This window comes from Mycolicibacterium smegmatis (genome assembly GCF_001457595.1).
Classification (GTDB): Bacteria; Actinomycetota; Actinomycetes; order Mycobacteriales; family Mycobacteriaceae; genus Mycobacterium; species Mycobacterium smegmatis.
In genome coordinates this window covers 3,619,141-3,634,229 of record NZ_LN831039.1, presented here as the reverse complement: position 1 = coordinate 3,634,229, position 15,089 = coordinate 3,619,141, and the positions used below count along the sequence as shown (strand labels likewise).

General features: G+C 67.3%; 15 protein-coding genes. 3 read left to right on the top strand and 12 right to left on the bottom strand.

Annotation, left to right across the window (positions count from 1 at the left end):
- Positions 1 to 23: 23 nt before the first annotated feature.
- The 5 genes from AT701_RS17520 to AT701_RS17500 form a co-directional block, all read right to left on the bottom strand.
- Positions 24 to 917 carry a fructose bisphosphate aldolase gene (locus AT701_RS17520; protein WP_058126301.1) on the bottom strand — a complete coding sequence of 298 codons (894 nt, stop codon included), beginning with the start codon at positions 915 to 917 and terminating at the stop codon, positions 24 to 26.
- A gap of 122 nt (positions 918 to 1,039) precedes the next feature.
- Positions 1,040 to 2,437: a pyridoxal phosphate-dependent decarboxylase family protein gene (locus AT701_RS17515; RefSeq protein WP_003894959.1), complete on the bottom strand. Its 1,398-nt coding sequence runs from the start codon at positions 2,435 to 2,437 to the stop codon at positions 1,040 to 1,042.
- Positions 2,438 to 2,459: 22 nt separating this feature from the next.
- Positions 2,460 to 3,932, bottom strand: a complete 1,473-nt coding sequence (locus AT701_RS17510) for an amidase (protein ID WP_011729116.1) — start codon at positions 3,930 to 3,932, stop codon at positions 2,460 to 2,462.
- Positions 3,910 to 4,161, bottom strand: a complete 252-nt coding sequence (locus AT701_RS17505) for a hypothetical protein (protein ID WP_003894957.1) — start codon at positions 4,159 to 4,161, stop codon at positions 3,910 to 3,912. The genes AT701_RS17510 and AT701_RS17505 overlap by 23 nt, the downstream gene beginning before the upstream one ends.
- 91 nt (positions 4,162 to 4,252) lie before the next feature.
- Positions 4,253 to 4,798, bottom strand: a complete 546-nt coding sequence (locus AT701_RS17500; RefSeq protein ID WP_058126300.1) for a hypothetical protein — start codon at positions 4,796 to 4,798, stop codon at positions 4,253 to 4,255.
- 566 nt (positions 4,799 to 5,364) lie between these two features.
- On the opposite strand from AT701_RS17500, the gene AT701_RS17495 reads away from it, so the two are divergent.
- Entirely contained in the window at positions 5,365 to 5,712 is a 348-nt protein-coding gene (locus tag AT701_RS17495; protein WP_058127652.1) for a hypothetical protein, read from the top strand.
- A gap of 123 nt (positions 5,713 to 5,835) precedes the next feature.
- Here AT701_RS17495 and yaaA read toward each other — a convergent pair whose 3' ends face one another.
- Together yaaA and AT701_RS17485 are read right to left on the bottom strand one after the other, a co-directional pair.
- Complete coding sequence (gene yaaA, locus AT701_RS17490) at positions 5,836 to 6,582, bottom strand: peroxide stress protein YaaA (RefSeq protein ID WP_058126299.1); 747 nt, start codon at positions 6,580 to 6,582, stop codon at positions 5,836 to 5,838.
- A 51-nt stretch (positions 6,583 to 6,633) separates the two neighbouring features.
- On the bottom strand, positions 6,634 to 7,236 hold the full coding sequence (locus AT701_RS17485) for a C40 family peptidase (RefSeq protein ID WP_011729111.1): 603 nt from the start codon (positions 7,234 to 7,236) through the stop codon (positions 6,634 to 6,636).
- A gap of 534 nt (positions 7,237 to 7,770) precedes the next feature.
- On the opposite strand from AT701_RS17485, the gene AT701_RS17475 reads away from it, so the two are divergent.
- Entirely contained in the window at positions 7,771 to 8,511 is a 741-nt protein-coding gene (locus AT701_RS17475) for an ArsR/SmtB family transcription factor (protein ID WP_058126297.1), read from the top strand.
- 21 nt (positions 8,512 to 8,532) lie between these two features.
- On the opposite strand, the gene AT701_RS17470 is transcribed toward AT701_RS17475, so the two are convergent.
- From AT701_RS17470 to AT701_RS17450, 5 genes are all read right to left on the bottom strand, one after another.
- Entirely contained in the window at positions 8,533 to 11,442 is a 2,910-nt protein-coding gene (locus AT701_RS17470; RefSeq protein ID WP_058126296.1) for an MMPL/RND family transporter, read from the bottom strand.
- The gene (locus tag AT701_RS17465) at positions 11,439 to 11,912 is read right to left on the bottom strand and encodes an MmpS family transport accessory protein (RefSeq protein ID WP_058126295.1); all 474 of its coding nucleotides are present in this window, start codon (positions 11,910 to 11,912) and stop codon (positions 11,439 to 11,441) included. Before AT701_RS17465 ends, AT701_RS17470 begins: the two co-directional genes overlap by 4 nt.
- Before the next feature lie 352 nt (positions 11,913 to 12,264).
- Positions 12,265 to 12,717 (bottom strand): DUF5078 domain-containing protein, encoded by a 453-nt coding sequence (locus AT701_RS17460; RefSeq protein WP_014877718.1) that lies wholly within the window; start codon positions 12,715 to 12,717, stop codon positions 12,265 to 12,267.
- A 50-nt stretch (positions 12,718 to 12,767) separates the two neighbouring features.
- Entirely contained in the window at positions 12,768 to 13,109 is a 342-nt protein-coding gene (locus AT701_RS17455; RefSeq protein ID WP_003894938.1) for a DUF732 domain-containing protein, read from the bottom strand.
- A gap of 35 nt (positions 13,110 to 13,144) precedes the next feature.
- Complete coding sequence (locus AT701_RS17450; RefSeq protein ID WP_058126294.1) at positions 13,145 to 14,299, bottom strand: alkaline phosphatase family protein; 1,155 nt, start codon at positions 14,297 to 14,299, stop codon at positions 13,145 to 13,147.
- A 125-nt stretch (positions 14,300 to 14,424) separates the two neighbouring features.
- On the opposite strand from AT701_RS17450, the gene AT701_RS17445 reads away from it, so the two are divergent.
- Positions 14,425 to 14,949, top strand: a complete 525-nt coding sequence (locus tag AT701_RS17445) for an Rv1352/Rv1906c domain-containing protein (protein ID WP_036454611.1) — start codon at positions 14,425 to 14,427, stop codon at positions 14,947 to 14,949.
- The last annotated feature ends 140 nt before the right edge of the window (positions 14,950 to 15,089 follow it).

Below are 15,089 nucleotides of genomic sequence, written 5' to 3'. Positions count from 1 at the left end.
TCGCCTGTTCCCTGGCCGGCTCGTCAGCCCGCGACCGAGGCGTCGTAGATCGACTGGATCGACGCGGCGAGCGTGGAGTTGAACTCCTCGTCACTCTGCTGGGCGGACAGGCCTTCGGTCAGTGCCCGGCTGAAGCTCGCGATGACGCCGGTGTTCTGCGCCAGCAGCTTGTTGGCCTCGTCACGGCTGTAACCACCGGACAGCGCGACGACGCGCATGACCTTCGGGTGGTCGACCAGCGACTTGTAGTGGTTGGCCACGGTCGGCAGCGACAGCTTCAGCATGACCTTCTGATCGTCGGCCAGGCTGTCGAGGTTCTTGGTGATCTCGGCCTTGAGCAGATCCTCGGCCTCGGCCTTGTCCGCGATCGAGATGGTCACCTCGGGCTCGATGATCGGGACGAGCCCGTGCGAGAGCACCTGCTTGGCGACCTCGAACTGCTGGGCCACGACGGCGGCCACACCGGTCGGGTTGGCCGCACCGATCACCGAACGCTCCTTGGTGCCGAAGATGCCGTTCTTCACACCGCGTGCGAGCAGGTCGTCGAGGGTGGGCATAGGCTTCATCAACTGGACGCCGTCGGCCTCCTCGGCCAGACCCTTGTCGATCTTGAGCAGCGGCACGACGCCCTTGTCCTCCCAGAGGTAGGTCGCCGACGGCTTGCCCTCGATGGTGCGGTCCATGGTCTGCTCGAACAGGATCGCCGCCAGCACACGGTCGCCACCGAAGGAAGGCGAGGTGATGATGCGCGAGCGCATCTGGTGGATCAGGTCGAACATCTCGTCTTCGTTGGAGTAGGCGCTCTCCTCGACGCCGTACAGACGCAGCGCCTTGGGGGTCGACCCACCGCTCTGGTCGAGCGCGGCGATGAAGCCCTGCCCCGAAGTCATCTTGTCGGCCTGCTGCTGGTTCACCATGGGGTGTCCACTCCTTTGAAGACGCTGCTGTCATCGTGTTTGCGGCCTGCCGGGTGGTGCCGGCGCGGCCCGTTCGCCTCAGAGGATATTCGGCGGGGTCCGGCGCGCCGACCCCCACCTCATCAGCCGGGCTGTTGTGACGTCCGAGACGATGCCACAGCGTCGGTGATCGCGGCCGCAGAACGGTCGACATCGTCGTCGCTGGTGGCCCAGTTGGTGAACGACAGGCGCAGCACGAACTCGTCGTTCCACGTCGTGCCGCCCAGCCAGCACGTGCCGTCGGCCTGGATCGCGGCGACGGCCCGCCGGGTCGCCTCGTCGCCGCCGGGCAACCGCACCAGGACCTGGTTGAGCACGACGTCGTTGAGGATCTGCGCACCCGGGATCTCGGCGAGCAGCCGGGCCACCCTTCGCGCCTGCGCGCAATTGCGTTCGATCAGATCGGCCAATCCGGCGCGGCCCAGCGAGCGCAGCGCGGCGTACACCGGGACCGCCCGGGCGCGCCGCGAACTCTCCGGCACGAAGTTCGTGTTGTCGCGTTGTCCCGGGTCGACGACGAGATACGGGCCGGCCAGGCTCATCGCCGCGACATGCGCGTCGGCATCGCGCACGATCGCCATCGCGCAGTCGTACGGCACGTTGAGCCACTTGTGCGCGTCCACCGCCCACGAGTCGGCCCGCGCCACGCCCGCGGTGAGGTGCCGGGTCGACGGCGCGGCGGCCGCCCACAACCCGAACGCGCCGTCGACGTGCAACCACGCGTCGTGGTCGGAACAGATGTCGGCGATAACGTCCAGGTCGTCGAACGCACCCGTGGCGACGTTGCCGGCCTGGGCACACACGATGGCGGGACCGGTGCCCGCGGCCAGGGTCTCGGCCAGGGCCTCGGGCCGCATACGGCCCTGATCGTCGACCGCGACCCGGGCCGCAGAGGCTTCACCGAGTCCGAGCAGCCGCAGTGCCGCGTACACGGTCGTGTGCGCCTGCCCACCGCACACGACCCGGATCCGCGGCGCGCCGATGAGTCCGTCGCGGCTGACGTCCCAGCCCGCGCGGGCCAGCACGGCGTGGCGCGCGGCGGCCAGACCGGTCGTGTTCGCGGCCTGCGCGCCGGTGACGAACCCGACGCCGCATTCGGCGGGCAGGCCGAGAAGGTCGAGCACCCATCCGGCGGTGATCTCCTCGATCGCGGTCGCGGCGGGGGACAGCGCGTGGAACGCCGCGCACTGATCCCACGCCGAGACCAGCCAATCCGCGCCCAGCGCGGCGGGAAGCGATCCACCGATCACGAACCCGAAGTGCCGCGGGCCCGCGCCGGCCACCAGCCCCGGTTCGGCACCGACGGCCAGCCCCTCGATCACCGCTGCCGGATCCTCACCGGTTTCGGGCAGGGGTGCGCCGAGCAGCTGCCGTACGGCCGAGGCGTCGCCACGCGCCGCGACCGGCCGGTCGTCGAGTTGAGCGAGAAACGCCTTGGCGTGGGAGACGGCGACATCCAGTCCTGCAGTGCGGCGCGACATGTCTCGACCCTACGGTCAGGTGTTACGCCCCGTCGGTCCTCACCCATCCGGCCGGCTTGCGGTCGGCCCACGGTGCGGCCTCCTCGATCGCGGCCGCCAGGCCCAGCAGCACCGCCTCGTCGGGCGCCATGAGCTGCACCCCGACCGGCAGCCCGTCGCCGCTCACCCCGAGCGGCAGCGAAATCGCCGCCCAGCCCGTGACATTCGCGAGCGACGTCCACCCCGTGGTGGCGAACTCGACATCGAAGAACGCGCGCGTGGTACCGCGGGGCTGGTTCAGCAACGCATACGGCGGCGTCGTGGTGAGCAGCGTGGGCACCAGCAACACGTCGTGACCGGACATGCCCGCGGCGAACCGGCGGGTCTGGGCGTGCACGGTGGATATGGCCTCGGCGTACGCCACACCCGTGGTCGTGAACCCTTCGCGGATCATCACCCAGGTGCTCGGCTCGAACTCGTCCTCACGTGGTTCGCGGCCGAGGTGCGATGCGGCGAACGCGTGCAGTTGGGCGTTGCTGACGTTGTGCAGCACCGCGATCGCGTCGGCGACGGCGTCCGGGTCGATGACCGGTCCGGGACCCGGCGTCACGTGGTGCCCCAGCGACTCCAGGATCCGGCCGGTCGCCTCCACCGCGGCGACGACCTGCGGATCGACTCCGTCGTTCGGGAAGGGCGACCCGGTCGACATCAACACACGAAGGGGCGGCGGGGGTGTGAGTGACTGCAGGAACGGGGTTTCCGCGGCGGGCGCGGCGTAGGGATCACCGCTGACGCTGCCCGCGATGACGTCGAGCAGGGCGGCGCAGTCACGCACGGTGCGGGTCAGTGCGTGGCTGTTCACCAGCCCCTCAAGACCGTGCCCGCCGTCGGGTGCGAACGACGACCGGCCGCGCCGCGGCTTGAGTCCCACGAGGCCGCAACACGATGCGGGCACCCGGATCGACCCCGTCCCGTCCCCGCCGGACGCGGCGGGCACCACACCTGCCGCCACGGCCGCCGCCGACCCGCCGCTGGAGCCACCGGGCGTGACATCCGAACCCCAGGGATTCACCGTGGGACCGAACAACACCGGCTCGGTCGTGCAGTGGTTACCCCACTCCGGGGTGTTGGTCTTGCCGAACACGACAAGCCCGGCGTCGAGGTACCGCTGTACCGTCCACGCCGAATCGGTTGCCACATGGTCGCGTAAGGCGACCGACCCCATGGCCTCCGGTGCGCCGGCCAGTGCGGCGCCGAGGTCCTTGAGCAGGAACGGCACACCCGCGAGCGGGCCGGCCTCACCTTTGCGCAGCACACCCGACGCGTCGAGGGCGCCCGCCTGGGCGCGGCCGCGCTCGAACAGATCCGTGATCACCGCGTTGAGGTGGCGTGTCGCCTCAACTCGCACAATCGCCGCCTCGAGCAGTTCGGCAGCGGTGAGGTCGCCTGCCGCGAGCAACTCGGCCTGGCCGATCGCGTCGACGTCGGCGAGCTCAATCGCGGAGCGGGAGTTCATGCGTGTCACCTTTCGTGGCGTCTGTGCTCGGGTGGTGGCGGCTGATGGCCTCGGTGACATTCAGCGCGATCAGTATCTCACCGGCGGTCAGCAGCAGGCCGGTGTAGTACATCCACTTGATCGTCGGATCTGGTTGCGCAGCAAAGTAAACGAGCAGAAAGATGGGTCCGACGATGCCGACCACGAACACCATCAGCTGGATGCGGACATACCGCCAGAAAACCGACATGACCTCCGTGCAAGCCCTCCGTCAGACCGCTGGTGACCGCAAAGCCTAACGGTGCCCGCCCGAGCCCGCCGGGCAACCACCGATTGTTGTCTCAGCGCGGCGCGACCAACACCGGCGACGACGAAAGGATCTCGCGGTACTCGACCATCGGCTCGCGCTTGACCACCGCGCCACCGGAGGTGACGAGCAGTTCGGTGGGAGACACGGCGTAGTCGACGCCGTGGTTGCGGGCCAGGAACATCCGCTGCGGCGTCTTCTCGGCGCGTGCGGCCAGCGTGGCCTTGTCGGTCAACCGGACCCCGTGGTACTCGAAATGCCCGCTGCGGTCCAGGCAGATCACCACCAGCGATCCCGCGGTGCGCCCGATCGCGCGCGCCGTCTGGGTGTCCCGGCAGCGGGCGTCAGAATCGACGAAACCTGCCTGGTCGAACGCGTACGGGTTGACCATCCGGACCGCCGCGCGGCTCGCATGCGGCCGTTGCCCGGGCGAGCGCGGGTCGTCGGGCAGCATTCGCACACCCACCGCGTACACCGAATCACGCTTGGAGAGCTTGGTGGTGAGGGTCGTGAACACGACGAACGCGGTGAGCAGTGAGCTGATCACCGCGGTGGCGGCCAGGCCTATCCCGATGGGCACCCAGCGGCGCTCCGGTGGCTTGCGGTGCCTCCCACCCGTGCGCGGCGGAATTGGTGTAGGCGCTGGATGGATGACCAAGCTCGCTCCCGTCCCTGCAGTGTCGTGAGAATTTCGCAAACCAAGATCACGGATGCGTCACATATTGTGCACGAGCCGACGCCCCCCACCCGCCACCCCGCAACTTTCTGCCACCACCGTGGGGCCTGTGCACGCCCGCGGGCCAAAATCCGTGCACAGGGCCCACACTCGGTGTCGAAGTGTTCAGTGCAGTGTGATCGTTTGTGCCTTCCCCGCCGCCGTTCACGTCACGGTGAGATCGGCACGGCAAACCAGAAACCAAACCCCGTCGCCAGGTCCACCGCCAGGAGGATCACCCGTCGAATCCACCTCCCGCACGCGGGATCAACCACAGCGCTTCGGTGGCCGGAAAGAGGTGCACGAAGGGTCGATTGAGGTGCCTCATACTTGGTGGTGTGTTGCTGAGTCAAAAGTACGCCGTCCGTGTGTCGTCGCCGACGGAGGAGACGTAGCCGCGCACGGTGGCGCGTCCTAGCGGGGAGGAAACGATGAGCCATCTCGCGCTGCTCGCTGGATCGGTCATGGTAGGTATCGTGATCGCCGCGGGCGCGGTCTACGACTACCAGCGCCGTGCGGCCAGAGCTCGCAACGTCTCGATTCGTTCGCACGTGTTGAGTGCCATCGTGCTGGTGTTGTCGTCCGCAGTCGTTGGAGCCCAGGCAGTCCTCTACCACGACCACCGTGCCTTCACGATCCCGTACAGCGCCATCGCCGGCCTTGTCGGACTGACACTTCTGGCCATACTCATGCGCGATGTCGTCAGCTCGAAAAGGGACAGCGACACCCACGGAGCAGGCAACCCCGAATGCCGGCCGCCAGATCATTCCCCGCGGTGATCATCACTCCAGAACAATCCAACGCACACCCCCGACGCAGCGCACGGCATCGGCGACATCGACATCGGTCTAGCCCGTCTACTGGCGCTCTTCGTGCAACAACCACACTGAGCTTGCGTCGCGTCAGGCCGGCACCACGACGGTCAGGTCATCGCCGTCATGTTCGACCCGCATCCCGGCACGTTCGGCAACGGCTGCGACGGCACCGCAGTCCTTGGGTTCGGCGCGGGTCTCGACGAGGGCACGTGCCAACCGGCCCTTGTGCGCCTTGTTGAAGTGGCTGACCACGGTGCGCCGGCCGTCGGGATGTTCGGCGAGCACCTGCACCCGCACCGCGCCGGGGATCCGGCCGAGCGCGGCGTATGCACCCGACCGCAGGTCGACGATGAGTTGCTCGGCGGCCAGTTTCTCCAGCACCGGCTCGAGGACCGGCCGCCAGCGGGTGCTCAGCCCACGGCGGCCGGGCAGTTTCGCCGAGGCGGACAGCCGGTAGGCCGGTATCCGGTCGTCTGCGCGCACGAGCCCGAACAGCGCCGAACCGACCGCCAACCGCTCACGGGCCCGCCCGGCTGACGTGCCGCGCAAGGATCCGACGTCGAGCGCGTCGTAGAGCACGCCGGTGTAGCGCTCGATCGCGGGAAGCGTCGGAGCCTCGCGGAGTTCGGCGTTACGCGTGATCTCGGCGTCCTGCTTGGGCGTCAGGCCCAACGCCTTACGGCAGGCGGGCGGATCCGCGGCCAGGGCCACGAGTTCGTCGACCAGTTCGGTACGCAGTGGTGTCAGCGCCGGCTGGGTCAAGTTGTCCAGGCGCAGCGGCGGGCCGTCCCCGCCGGTGCGCTTGGTCTCCGATGGAGGCAGGAGCACGATCACACCGAGACGTTATCGGATGTGATCGTGCGTTCTGCGCACCAGTGCGATCGATCAGACCCCGAGGGCGGGCGGGGCTTCGGGGGCCGGCGGGGCCGGCACGTCGAGCACGACCGGAACAACGGCCGGCTCGGGTGGTGGCGGCGGGGCGAACGGGTCGACGGGCGGCGGTCCGGCCATCGGTGGAGCCGGGGCCATCGGATCGGCCGGTGGTGGCGGCAGCGGGGGTAGCGACGCCTCGGGTGGCGGCGGAGCACCGACCGGCAGCCCGGCATCGGGTTGGACCTCTTCAGCGGGCAGATACATGTGGTGGTTGAACTGCGGCTGGTAGGCGCCGCCGCCACCGATCTTCACGCCGCCGCCCTCACCTGACGACACCGGTGTGCCGTCGGGCAGGGTGACCGCGGTATGGCCGCTGTTCCAGCCGATCACCAGAGCTCCGGGCTGGGTCCCGTACTTGAATCCGCGCGCCAGGAGCGCCTGCTCCTGGTTGCCGGTGTGGAAGCGGTCTCCGAATGCCGGGCGGCCGGTGGCCACGTTGCTGACCCACGAGGCCAGACCCGAGCAGTCGGTGCCGGACGGCGAGTCACCGCCGGAGACGTATGGCGTGCCCGATACCTGTTGGACGAGCGCCATCAATGTAGCGAGAGCAAACATGCGGCGGGACAGTAACAGAGCTTATTTCGGCCCCTCAAACTCTGTGACTGCGGTCATAACCAGGCTTATCTGCCGAGCGCTTCACGCGGGCACTGCACGGGCAGCGATGTCGACTGCATCGATAGGCGCAGGTCGAGAGCATGTTTCGCGAACTGTCGCGGCGGTAAATCGGTTCGCTCAATCACCTTGCGTCATAACGCCAATCCACCTGCATATCACGGCGAGAATGCGCCACCAGCTCGACTTGGGAATGAGTAGCGTTGGGGTACAGCGCATTTCGCCGAGGGTGATCGAGGCGTCGAAGTGTGTCCATGCGAGACGTTCCGCGCCGCGCGTCCGATCGGCGGCCGCCGTGACGCTTGCTGTCGGTGCGCGACGTGAGGTGGCGATCCTGGCGAACTTTCCGGCTCATCGGCGGCCATCAGGAGGTATCGCCATGTACCGCGTGAGTGGCCCGACGTGTGTTGACATGCAGCCGTGTGGCTGCATATCTTCGGCCAGGGCAGCCGTGCGGTTACATATGGGAGACACGACGTGGAAGCGGTCCTCAAGGCACTGTCCGACGCGAACCGGAGAACGCTTCTGGCGCGGCTCGGCGACCGCGACGGGCAGACCCTGAAAGAGCTCTGCGCGGACCTGGCCATGGCGCGTCAATCCGTGGCCAAGCATCTTGAGGTGCTCGAGGCCGCGGGCCTGGTGACCGTGCAATGGGAGGGCCGCCAGAAGCTGCACCACCTCGACACCGGGCCGATCACCGAGCTGGCCGGCGAGCTCACCGCACGTTGGGGCGCCCCACGGCGTCATGGTGCGCGTCTCGAGGCGGGTGCCGGGAGCGACGGTGATGTGTTCGTCTACGTCATCTACATCCGCACCACACCGGAACGGCTGTGGCACGCGATCACCAACCCGGGGACCTCACTCGGATACCTCGGGCATGCGATCGAATCGGACTGGCTGAAGGGGTCCACCTACGTGTGGATCGAGCGCGGCATCCGCTTCGAGCGTCCCCAGCAGGTGGTGCTGGAATCCGACCCTTACCAGCGGCTGGCGTTCACCTATCCGATGCCCCGCACGCCGGATCTCGACGACCCCGGCGCCGAGCACGACACCACGCGCGTGTCGTTCGACATCGAACCGGGGGAGCACCAGGTCAAGCTCACCCTCGTCCACGATGGTCTGCGGCCGGACAGCATCACCCACACACTGGTGTCGGGAGAATGGCCGTTGAAGCTGTCCGACCTCAAGAGCGGGCTCGAGCAGTTGACCGCGCCGTAGCGCGGTCAACAACGCGCGGGATCAGACCCGGTTCAGCGCGTCTTCGGGATTACGCTGCACTGGCTGCGGCCACGGCGCGGGCAGGGGGCGCTGGCGCACGCGCTGCGGCCACCAGAACCACTTGCCCATCAGCGCCGCGATCGACGGCGTCATGAACGAGCGGATCACCAAGGTGTCGAACAGCAGGCCCAGGCCGATCGTCGTACCCACCTGCGCGATGACGGCCAACTCGCTGACGGCCATCGACATCATGGTGAATGCGAACACCAGACCCGCCGAGGTGACCACCGAGCCGGTGCCGCCCATCGACCGGATGATGCCCGTGTTGAGACCGGCGTAGATCTCCTCCTTGATGCGTGAGACCAGCAGCAGGTTGTAGTCCGCACCGACGGCCAGCAGCACGATCACCGCCATGGCCAGCACCATCCAGTGCAGCTCGAGCCCGATGATGTGCTGCCAGATGAGTACCGACAGACCGAACGACGCGCCGAGGGATATGACCACCGTGCCGACGATCACCGCCGAGGCCACCACGGCCCGCGTGATGATGAGCATGATGATGAAGATCAGGCACAGCGCCGCGATGCCGGCGATGATCAGGTCGTAGTTGGCGCCTTCCTGCAAATCCTTGAAGGTGGCCGCGGTGCCGCCGAGGTAAATCTTCGAGCCCTCCAGCGGCGTGCCCTTGATGGCCTCCTTCGCGGCCTGCTTGATGGCGTCGATGTGCTTGATGCCCTCGGGGCTCATCGGATCGCCCTCGTGGCTGATGATGAAGCGCACCGCGTGCCCGTCGGGCGACAGGAACATCTTCATACCGCGCTTGAAGTCCGGATTCTCGAACGTCTCAGGCGGCAGGTAGAACGAGTCGTCGTTCTTGGACGCGTCGAAGGCCTGACCCATGGCGGTCTGGTTCTCCATGGCCGCTTCCATCTGATCCTGCAGACCGCCCATGGTGGCCTGCGTCGTCAGCATCATGGTCTTCATCGTCTTCATCGACTCGATCATGGGCGGCATGATCGTGAGCATCTGCGGCATGAGCTCGTCGAGACGGTCCATGTCCGGCATCAACCGCTGGATGTCGTCGGTCATCACGTCGATGCCGTCGAGGGTGTCGAAGATCGAGCGGATCGACTGGCAGACCGGGATGCTGTCGCAGTGCGGCTCCCAGTAGAAGTAGTTGCGGATCGGCCGGAGGAAATCGTCGAAATCGGCGATGTGGTCGCGCAGCTCCTTGATGTCCTCGACCATGCCGTGCATCTTGCCGACCATGCTGTGAGTGGTATCGCTCATCTCACGCGTGATCTTGAGCATCTCCTCCATGGTGTCGACGCTCTTCTGCATCTCGTCGGCCATCACCAACATGTCGGCCATGCGGTCCTGCATGTACTTCATGTTCATCATCTGCGTGGTGCCGGACATGCTGATCTGGAACGGGATCGAGGTGTGCTCGATGGGCGTGCCCTGCGGACGCGTGATGGCCTGCACGCGTGAGATGCCGGGCACCTGGAAGACCCGCTTGGCGATCCGGTCGACCACCAGGAAGTCCGCGCTGTTGCGCAGGTCGTGGTCCGACTCGATCATCAGCAGTTCCGGGTTCATCCTGGCCTGCGAGAAGTGCCGGTCGGCCGCGGCGTAACCGGTGTTGGCGGGCAGGTCCTGGGGCAGGTACCTGCGGTCGTTGTAGTTGGTCTGGTACCCGGGCAGCGCCAGTAGGCCGACAACCGACAACGCGATGGTGGTCACCAGGATCGGCGCAGGCCAACGCACCACGGCCGCACCGAGTTTGCGCCACCCGCGGGTGCGCATCGCACGCTTGGGCTCGAAGGTCTTGCCGAACCGGCTCGCGACCGAGATGATCGCGGCGCCCATGGTCAACGAGGCCAGGACCACCACGCTCATACCGATGGCCAGTGGGATGCCCAGCGACTGGAAGTACGGCATGCGGGTGAAGTGCAGGCACAAGGTCGCGCCCGCGATCGTCATGCCGGAGCCCAGCACGACGTGCGCCGTGCTGTGGAACATCGTGTAGTAGGACTGCTCCCGGTCTTCGCCGACACTTCTGGCCTCTTGATAACGGCCGATCAGGAAGATCGCGTAGTCGGTCGCGGCGGCGATCGCCAAGGTGGTCAGGAGGTTCGTCGCGAAGACGGAAAGACCGATGATCTCGTGGTAGCCGAGGAACGCGATCACGCCGCGCGCCGCGGACAGCGACAGCACCACCATGACGAGCGTGAGGATCACGGTCACGATCGACCGGTAGACCAGCAGCAACATGGTGATGATGACCGCGAACGTCAGTGCCTCGATGACGCGCACGCTGCGATCGCTGGCCACGTGCTGATCCGCCGACAACGCGGCGGGCCCGGTCACATACGCCTTGACCCCCGGCGGGGCAGGGACGCTGTCGACGATGTCCTGGACGGCCTCGACCGATTCGTTGGCCAGCGCCTCACCCTGGTTACCACGGGTGTAGACCTGCACATACGACGCCAGACCGTCCGGGCTCTGCGCACCGGACGCCGTGAGCGGATCGCCCCAGAAATCCTGCACGTGCTCGACGTGCGCGGGATCGGCCTCGAGCTTGTCGACGATCTCGTCGTAGTACTTGTGCGCCTCGTCGCCGAGCGGTTGTTCGCCCTCCAGCACGATCATCACCGAGCTGTTGGACTTGAACTCCTCGAAGACCTCGCCGACGCGCTTCATGGCGATCACCGAGGGCGCGTCGTCGGGGCTCATCGACACCGAGCGCATCTCGCCGACGACGTCGAGCTGCGGGACGACGGTGTTCAGGACCGCGATGATCGCGACCCACACCAGGATGATCGGAACGGCGAGAACCCGGATCCACTTCGCGATCCCGCCGGGGCGCGCATGCTTGGGTCCGATGACACCCATGGCGTCGGTCGGGGCGTCGTGGCTCGGGTTGCTCATGCAGATTTCACCAGGCAGAAGGTCTGGGCGTTCACGCCGTTCGACGTGCGCTCATCCTTGAGCTCGTCGTCGACGGTGATCCGGCAGGTGATGGTGTCGCCGTTGCCCTGCGCCACGATGTTGGGGAACACCGAAGGTGCCGTGGTGGACAACGTCAGAGACCAGGGGAGGGTCGCACCGTCGACGCGTTGCGGTTGGGCGTCGAGGTCCAGGTAGTTGATGTCGGCGGTCGCGCCGGGCTCGCCGTAGATCTCGTAGACCACGACCTTGGGATCGAAGGGTTTGGTGTCGTCGACCTTGGCGCTGGCCAGGCTGGGATCGTCACCGGAGCCGAAGAACGTGCGCACGCGCATCACGGTGAACGCGCCGACGAACACCACGGCGCCGATGAGCAGTGGAATCCAGAAGCGCCGTGCCAGCGCGCTGATCGAGAATTTCTTGCGCCGCTTGTCTTTTGTGTCGACAGCCATCACCGCTGGGCACCGGACCGAACGGGGCGTGCGCCGACCAACGTGTCGACCTGGTCAGGGTCGCAGTAGTTCGTGAGCGCCATATTCACCTCGATGAACCTCGCTTGTTGCACAGGACAGCTAAGTTAGCGAGATATTAGCTTATTTAACAGAATGACAAAATGTGTACCACCTGCGCGTCGGCTCCGGCCCGCGGCACACCGGATTCGCGCTTTGCCGGCAAAACTCGTGGTCATGCCACATCGTCGCGGTTGATCGGCTCCGCACGGTGTGGGGAGCGTCATAACCGGGGGCCATAACAATGACTCCGCCTGCCAGCGAGCGCTGACAGGCGGAGTGCGAAGGCCGGTTACTACCAGTTCCAGACGGACATGTCGTCCGGCGGGTACTGCTCGCAGACGTCGGTGGTGTTCGCCGCGACGCCCTTGTTGTTGAAGAACAGCTTCGCCCAGTTCGGCCACATCCACGCCAACTGCTCGAAGAACGCGTCGGTTGCGGTGTTCTCCGAGTACTGGCGCCTGCCGGCGTAATCCATCGAGAAGAACCAGTGAATGCGGTCGCGCGCGGCCTGCTGGACGTGCGGCGGCTTGTTCTTGTAGTCGGTCATGTACCGCTCGTAGTACACCGGCTCGACGTCGCGGGCCGCGGCCATGATCTGCTCGGCCGTGCACGGGGTTCTCATGATCCGGTTCGGGATCGGGTAGTCGTCGGTGGCATCAGCCGACGCGATGCCCGGAGCGGCGGCCAGGCTGCCGGCCACCGCGCACGCGGCAATCCCGGCGCGGATCAGGTGGTTCACACGCATGCGTTTCACGATATCGCTCCAAAGATGTCTGATCGGGCCGGTCGTTCGGGTCAGTGCGCCGAATCCGCGGCGGCCTGCTCCATCACAAATCGCTGATCGGGGCAGTAGTAGTTGATGGCGGTGCCGAGGAACTGCCAGCTCTGTGCCGTGGTCGAATCGCGGTCGAGCTGCTTGGTGACGAAGTTGACCGAATCGTTCGCGTTGCGGTCGAGGCCGTTGTGCAGCCGTTTGCACGCGATCTTGCCGATCCAGGCGTTGTAGTCACGCGGCCCGTAGATGCCGTACGTGTGCAGTTCATTGGCGAAGTCGGTGTCGGGGTCCGCTTGGGCCGGAGCGGCGAGGGCGATCGACGCCGCGGCGGCTCCCAGTGCGGCCAACGCTGCAAGCTTCATGCCGTGAATCTTAGATCATCTAATGCTGTGTGGGGTCATTCGGACGACAATCCGGTTGCGAGCAGCAGTGGTATCCGCTGCTCGGCCGGGGTCAGCGAGCCGTGGTGTCCGACGAGAGACGACTCCATCGGTTCGACGGCGCGGCGCACCAGCACGGCCGAATCGCGTGCGGCCGCGACGACATCGCCGATACGTCCGCGCACGTCGTCGCGGACACGCCCGCCGAACCAGCCCGCCTCGATCGCCTCGTCGCGCGACAGCACCCACGCGGTGTCGGCAAGCGAGTCCCGCCACGCCGCAAGGACCGCGTCCGCTGCGCCGTCGGATGTGTAGACGTGTCGCGCGCGAGGCTCCCCGCCGATCGCGTCGACACCGTCGAGCAGGGGCGCGTGGGCGTCGATGTCGACGACCGATGCGGGATCCGCCGTCACCATGCCGTGGTCGGCGACCACGGCGAGCAGGCCGTCGCGGGGCAGTGTCTCGACGATCGACTCGACCAGGCGGTCCACCTGACGCAACTGCATGAGCCATGCGGTCGAACCCGGGCCGTGAAGATGGCCGACCAGGTCCAGTTCGCTGTGGTAGCCCCAGCAGAACCCGCCGCCGGCCACGGTGTCGGCCACGGCCGCACCCAGGTCTCCGATCGCATGGACGCCGACATAGTCGCCGCCGCGCAGCACAGCGCGGGTCAGCCCGGAATGGGCGAACTCGGCGCCGGATACGACGCGCACCGCGACGCCGGCCCCGGCCGCCCTCTCGAACGTGGTGGGAAACGGCTGGACTGTTTCGGGGACCACCGTGCTGCGCAGATCCTCACCCCACGGGTGGGGCCGCCACCGCAGCGCGTTGATCACCCCGGCGCCTGGCACCCGGAACGAGTAGCCGACCATTCCGTGCTCGCCCGACCGGCAACCGGTACCGATGGCGGCCAGTCCCGCCGCGGTCGTCGCAGGGAAACCGACCTGAAGCGTCCGGTGCCGCAACCCGGCCATCACGGGTGCTTCGGCGGCGTGTGCGTCGAGAAGTTCGGCGCCGAGGCCGTCGACCAGCAGTACGCACGCGCCGCGGATCGGCGAGGGCAGGTCGATGCCCGCGACGGTCTCGAAGGCTGCGACGCCCATCGCGGCCAGCACGGACGGGACGACGTCGGCGAGGTGGGGCAGAGCAGACTCGGGCTTCGGCACGTCCACACGGCGAGCCTGCCACAGCGTGGTCGGAATTCGGCCGCAGCTTGCCAGGGCCGGTACTCTGACGTTTTGTGAAGCCGATCAAACCAGCTGTCTTCGTCGCCGCCCTCGCGGTGACCGCAGGAGGGATGCTCGGCGGTGTCATGTCCGGAGTGGCAAACGCCGAACCGACCACTCCTGTCCCTGCTCCTGCCCCCGCCCCTTCACCTGCTGTGGGAACCGGTACCGGCCCGGCGCCCGGCCCCGCGCCCGAGGCGGCTGCCGCGGAGGGGCCCGCGCCTGTCATGGACCACGACGGCATCTACGTGGTCGGCACCGACATCCAACCGGGCACCTATGCGACGGGCGGACCGGCCGACGGGCAGACCTGCTACTGGAAGCGCATGGCGGATCTGCACGGCGGGGACATCATCGACAACGCCTTCACCAAGAAGCCCGACGTCGTGCAGATCGAGGCGACCGACAAGGCCTTCAAGACCAGCGGCTGCCAGCCGTGGACCCAGACCACCGCCGCGCCGACCGATACCCCGACCGGTGAAGGCGCGCCCGGCGACCTCCCGGGCCTGCTCGCCAAGGCCAAGCTGCGTACCTGGCTCGACACGATCAACAACGGCGCCCGTCAGTACGACGGCTCGCAGGTGCCGCTGCCCTGACCGGTCTGGCCGGCACCGGCGCGTCTGGGTGAAATCCGTTACACCCGTTGACCGTTCGCGTCCGGGCTGTGGGCAACTTCGCCGGCACCGGCCGACACGCCGTATCGCTGCTGGACAACCCGCCTGACCTGCACCGTCAG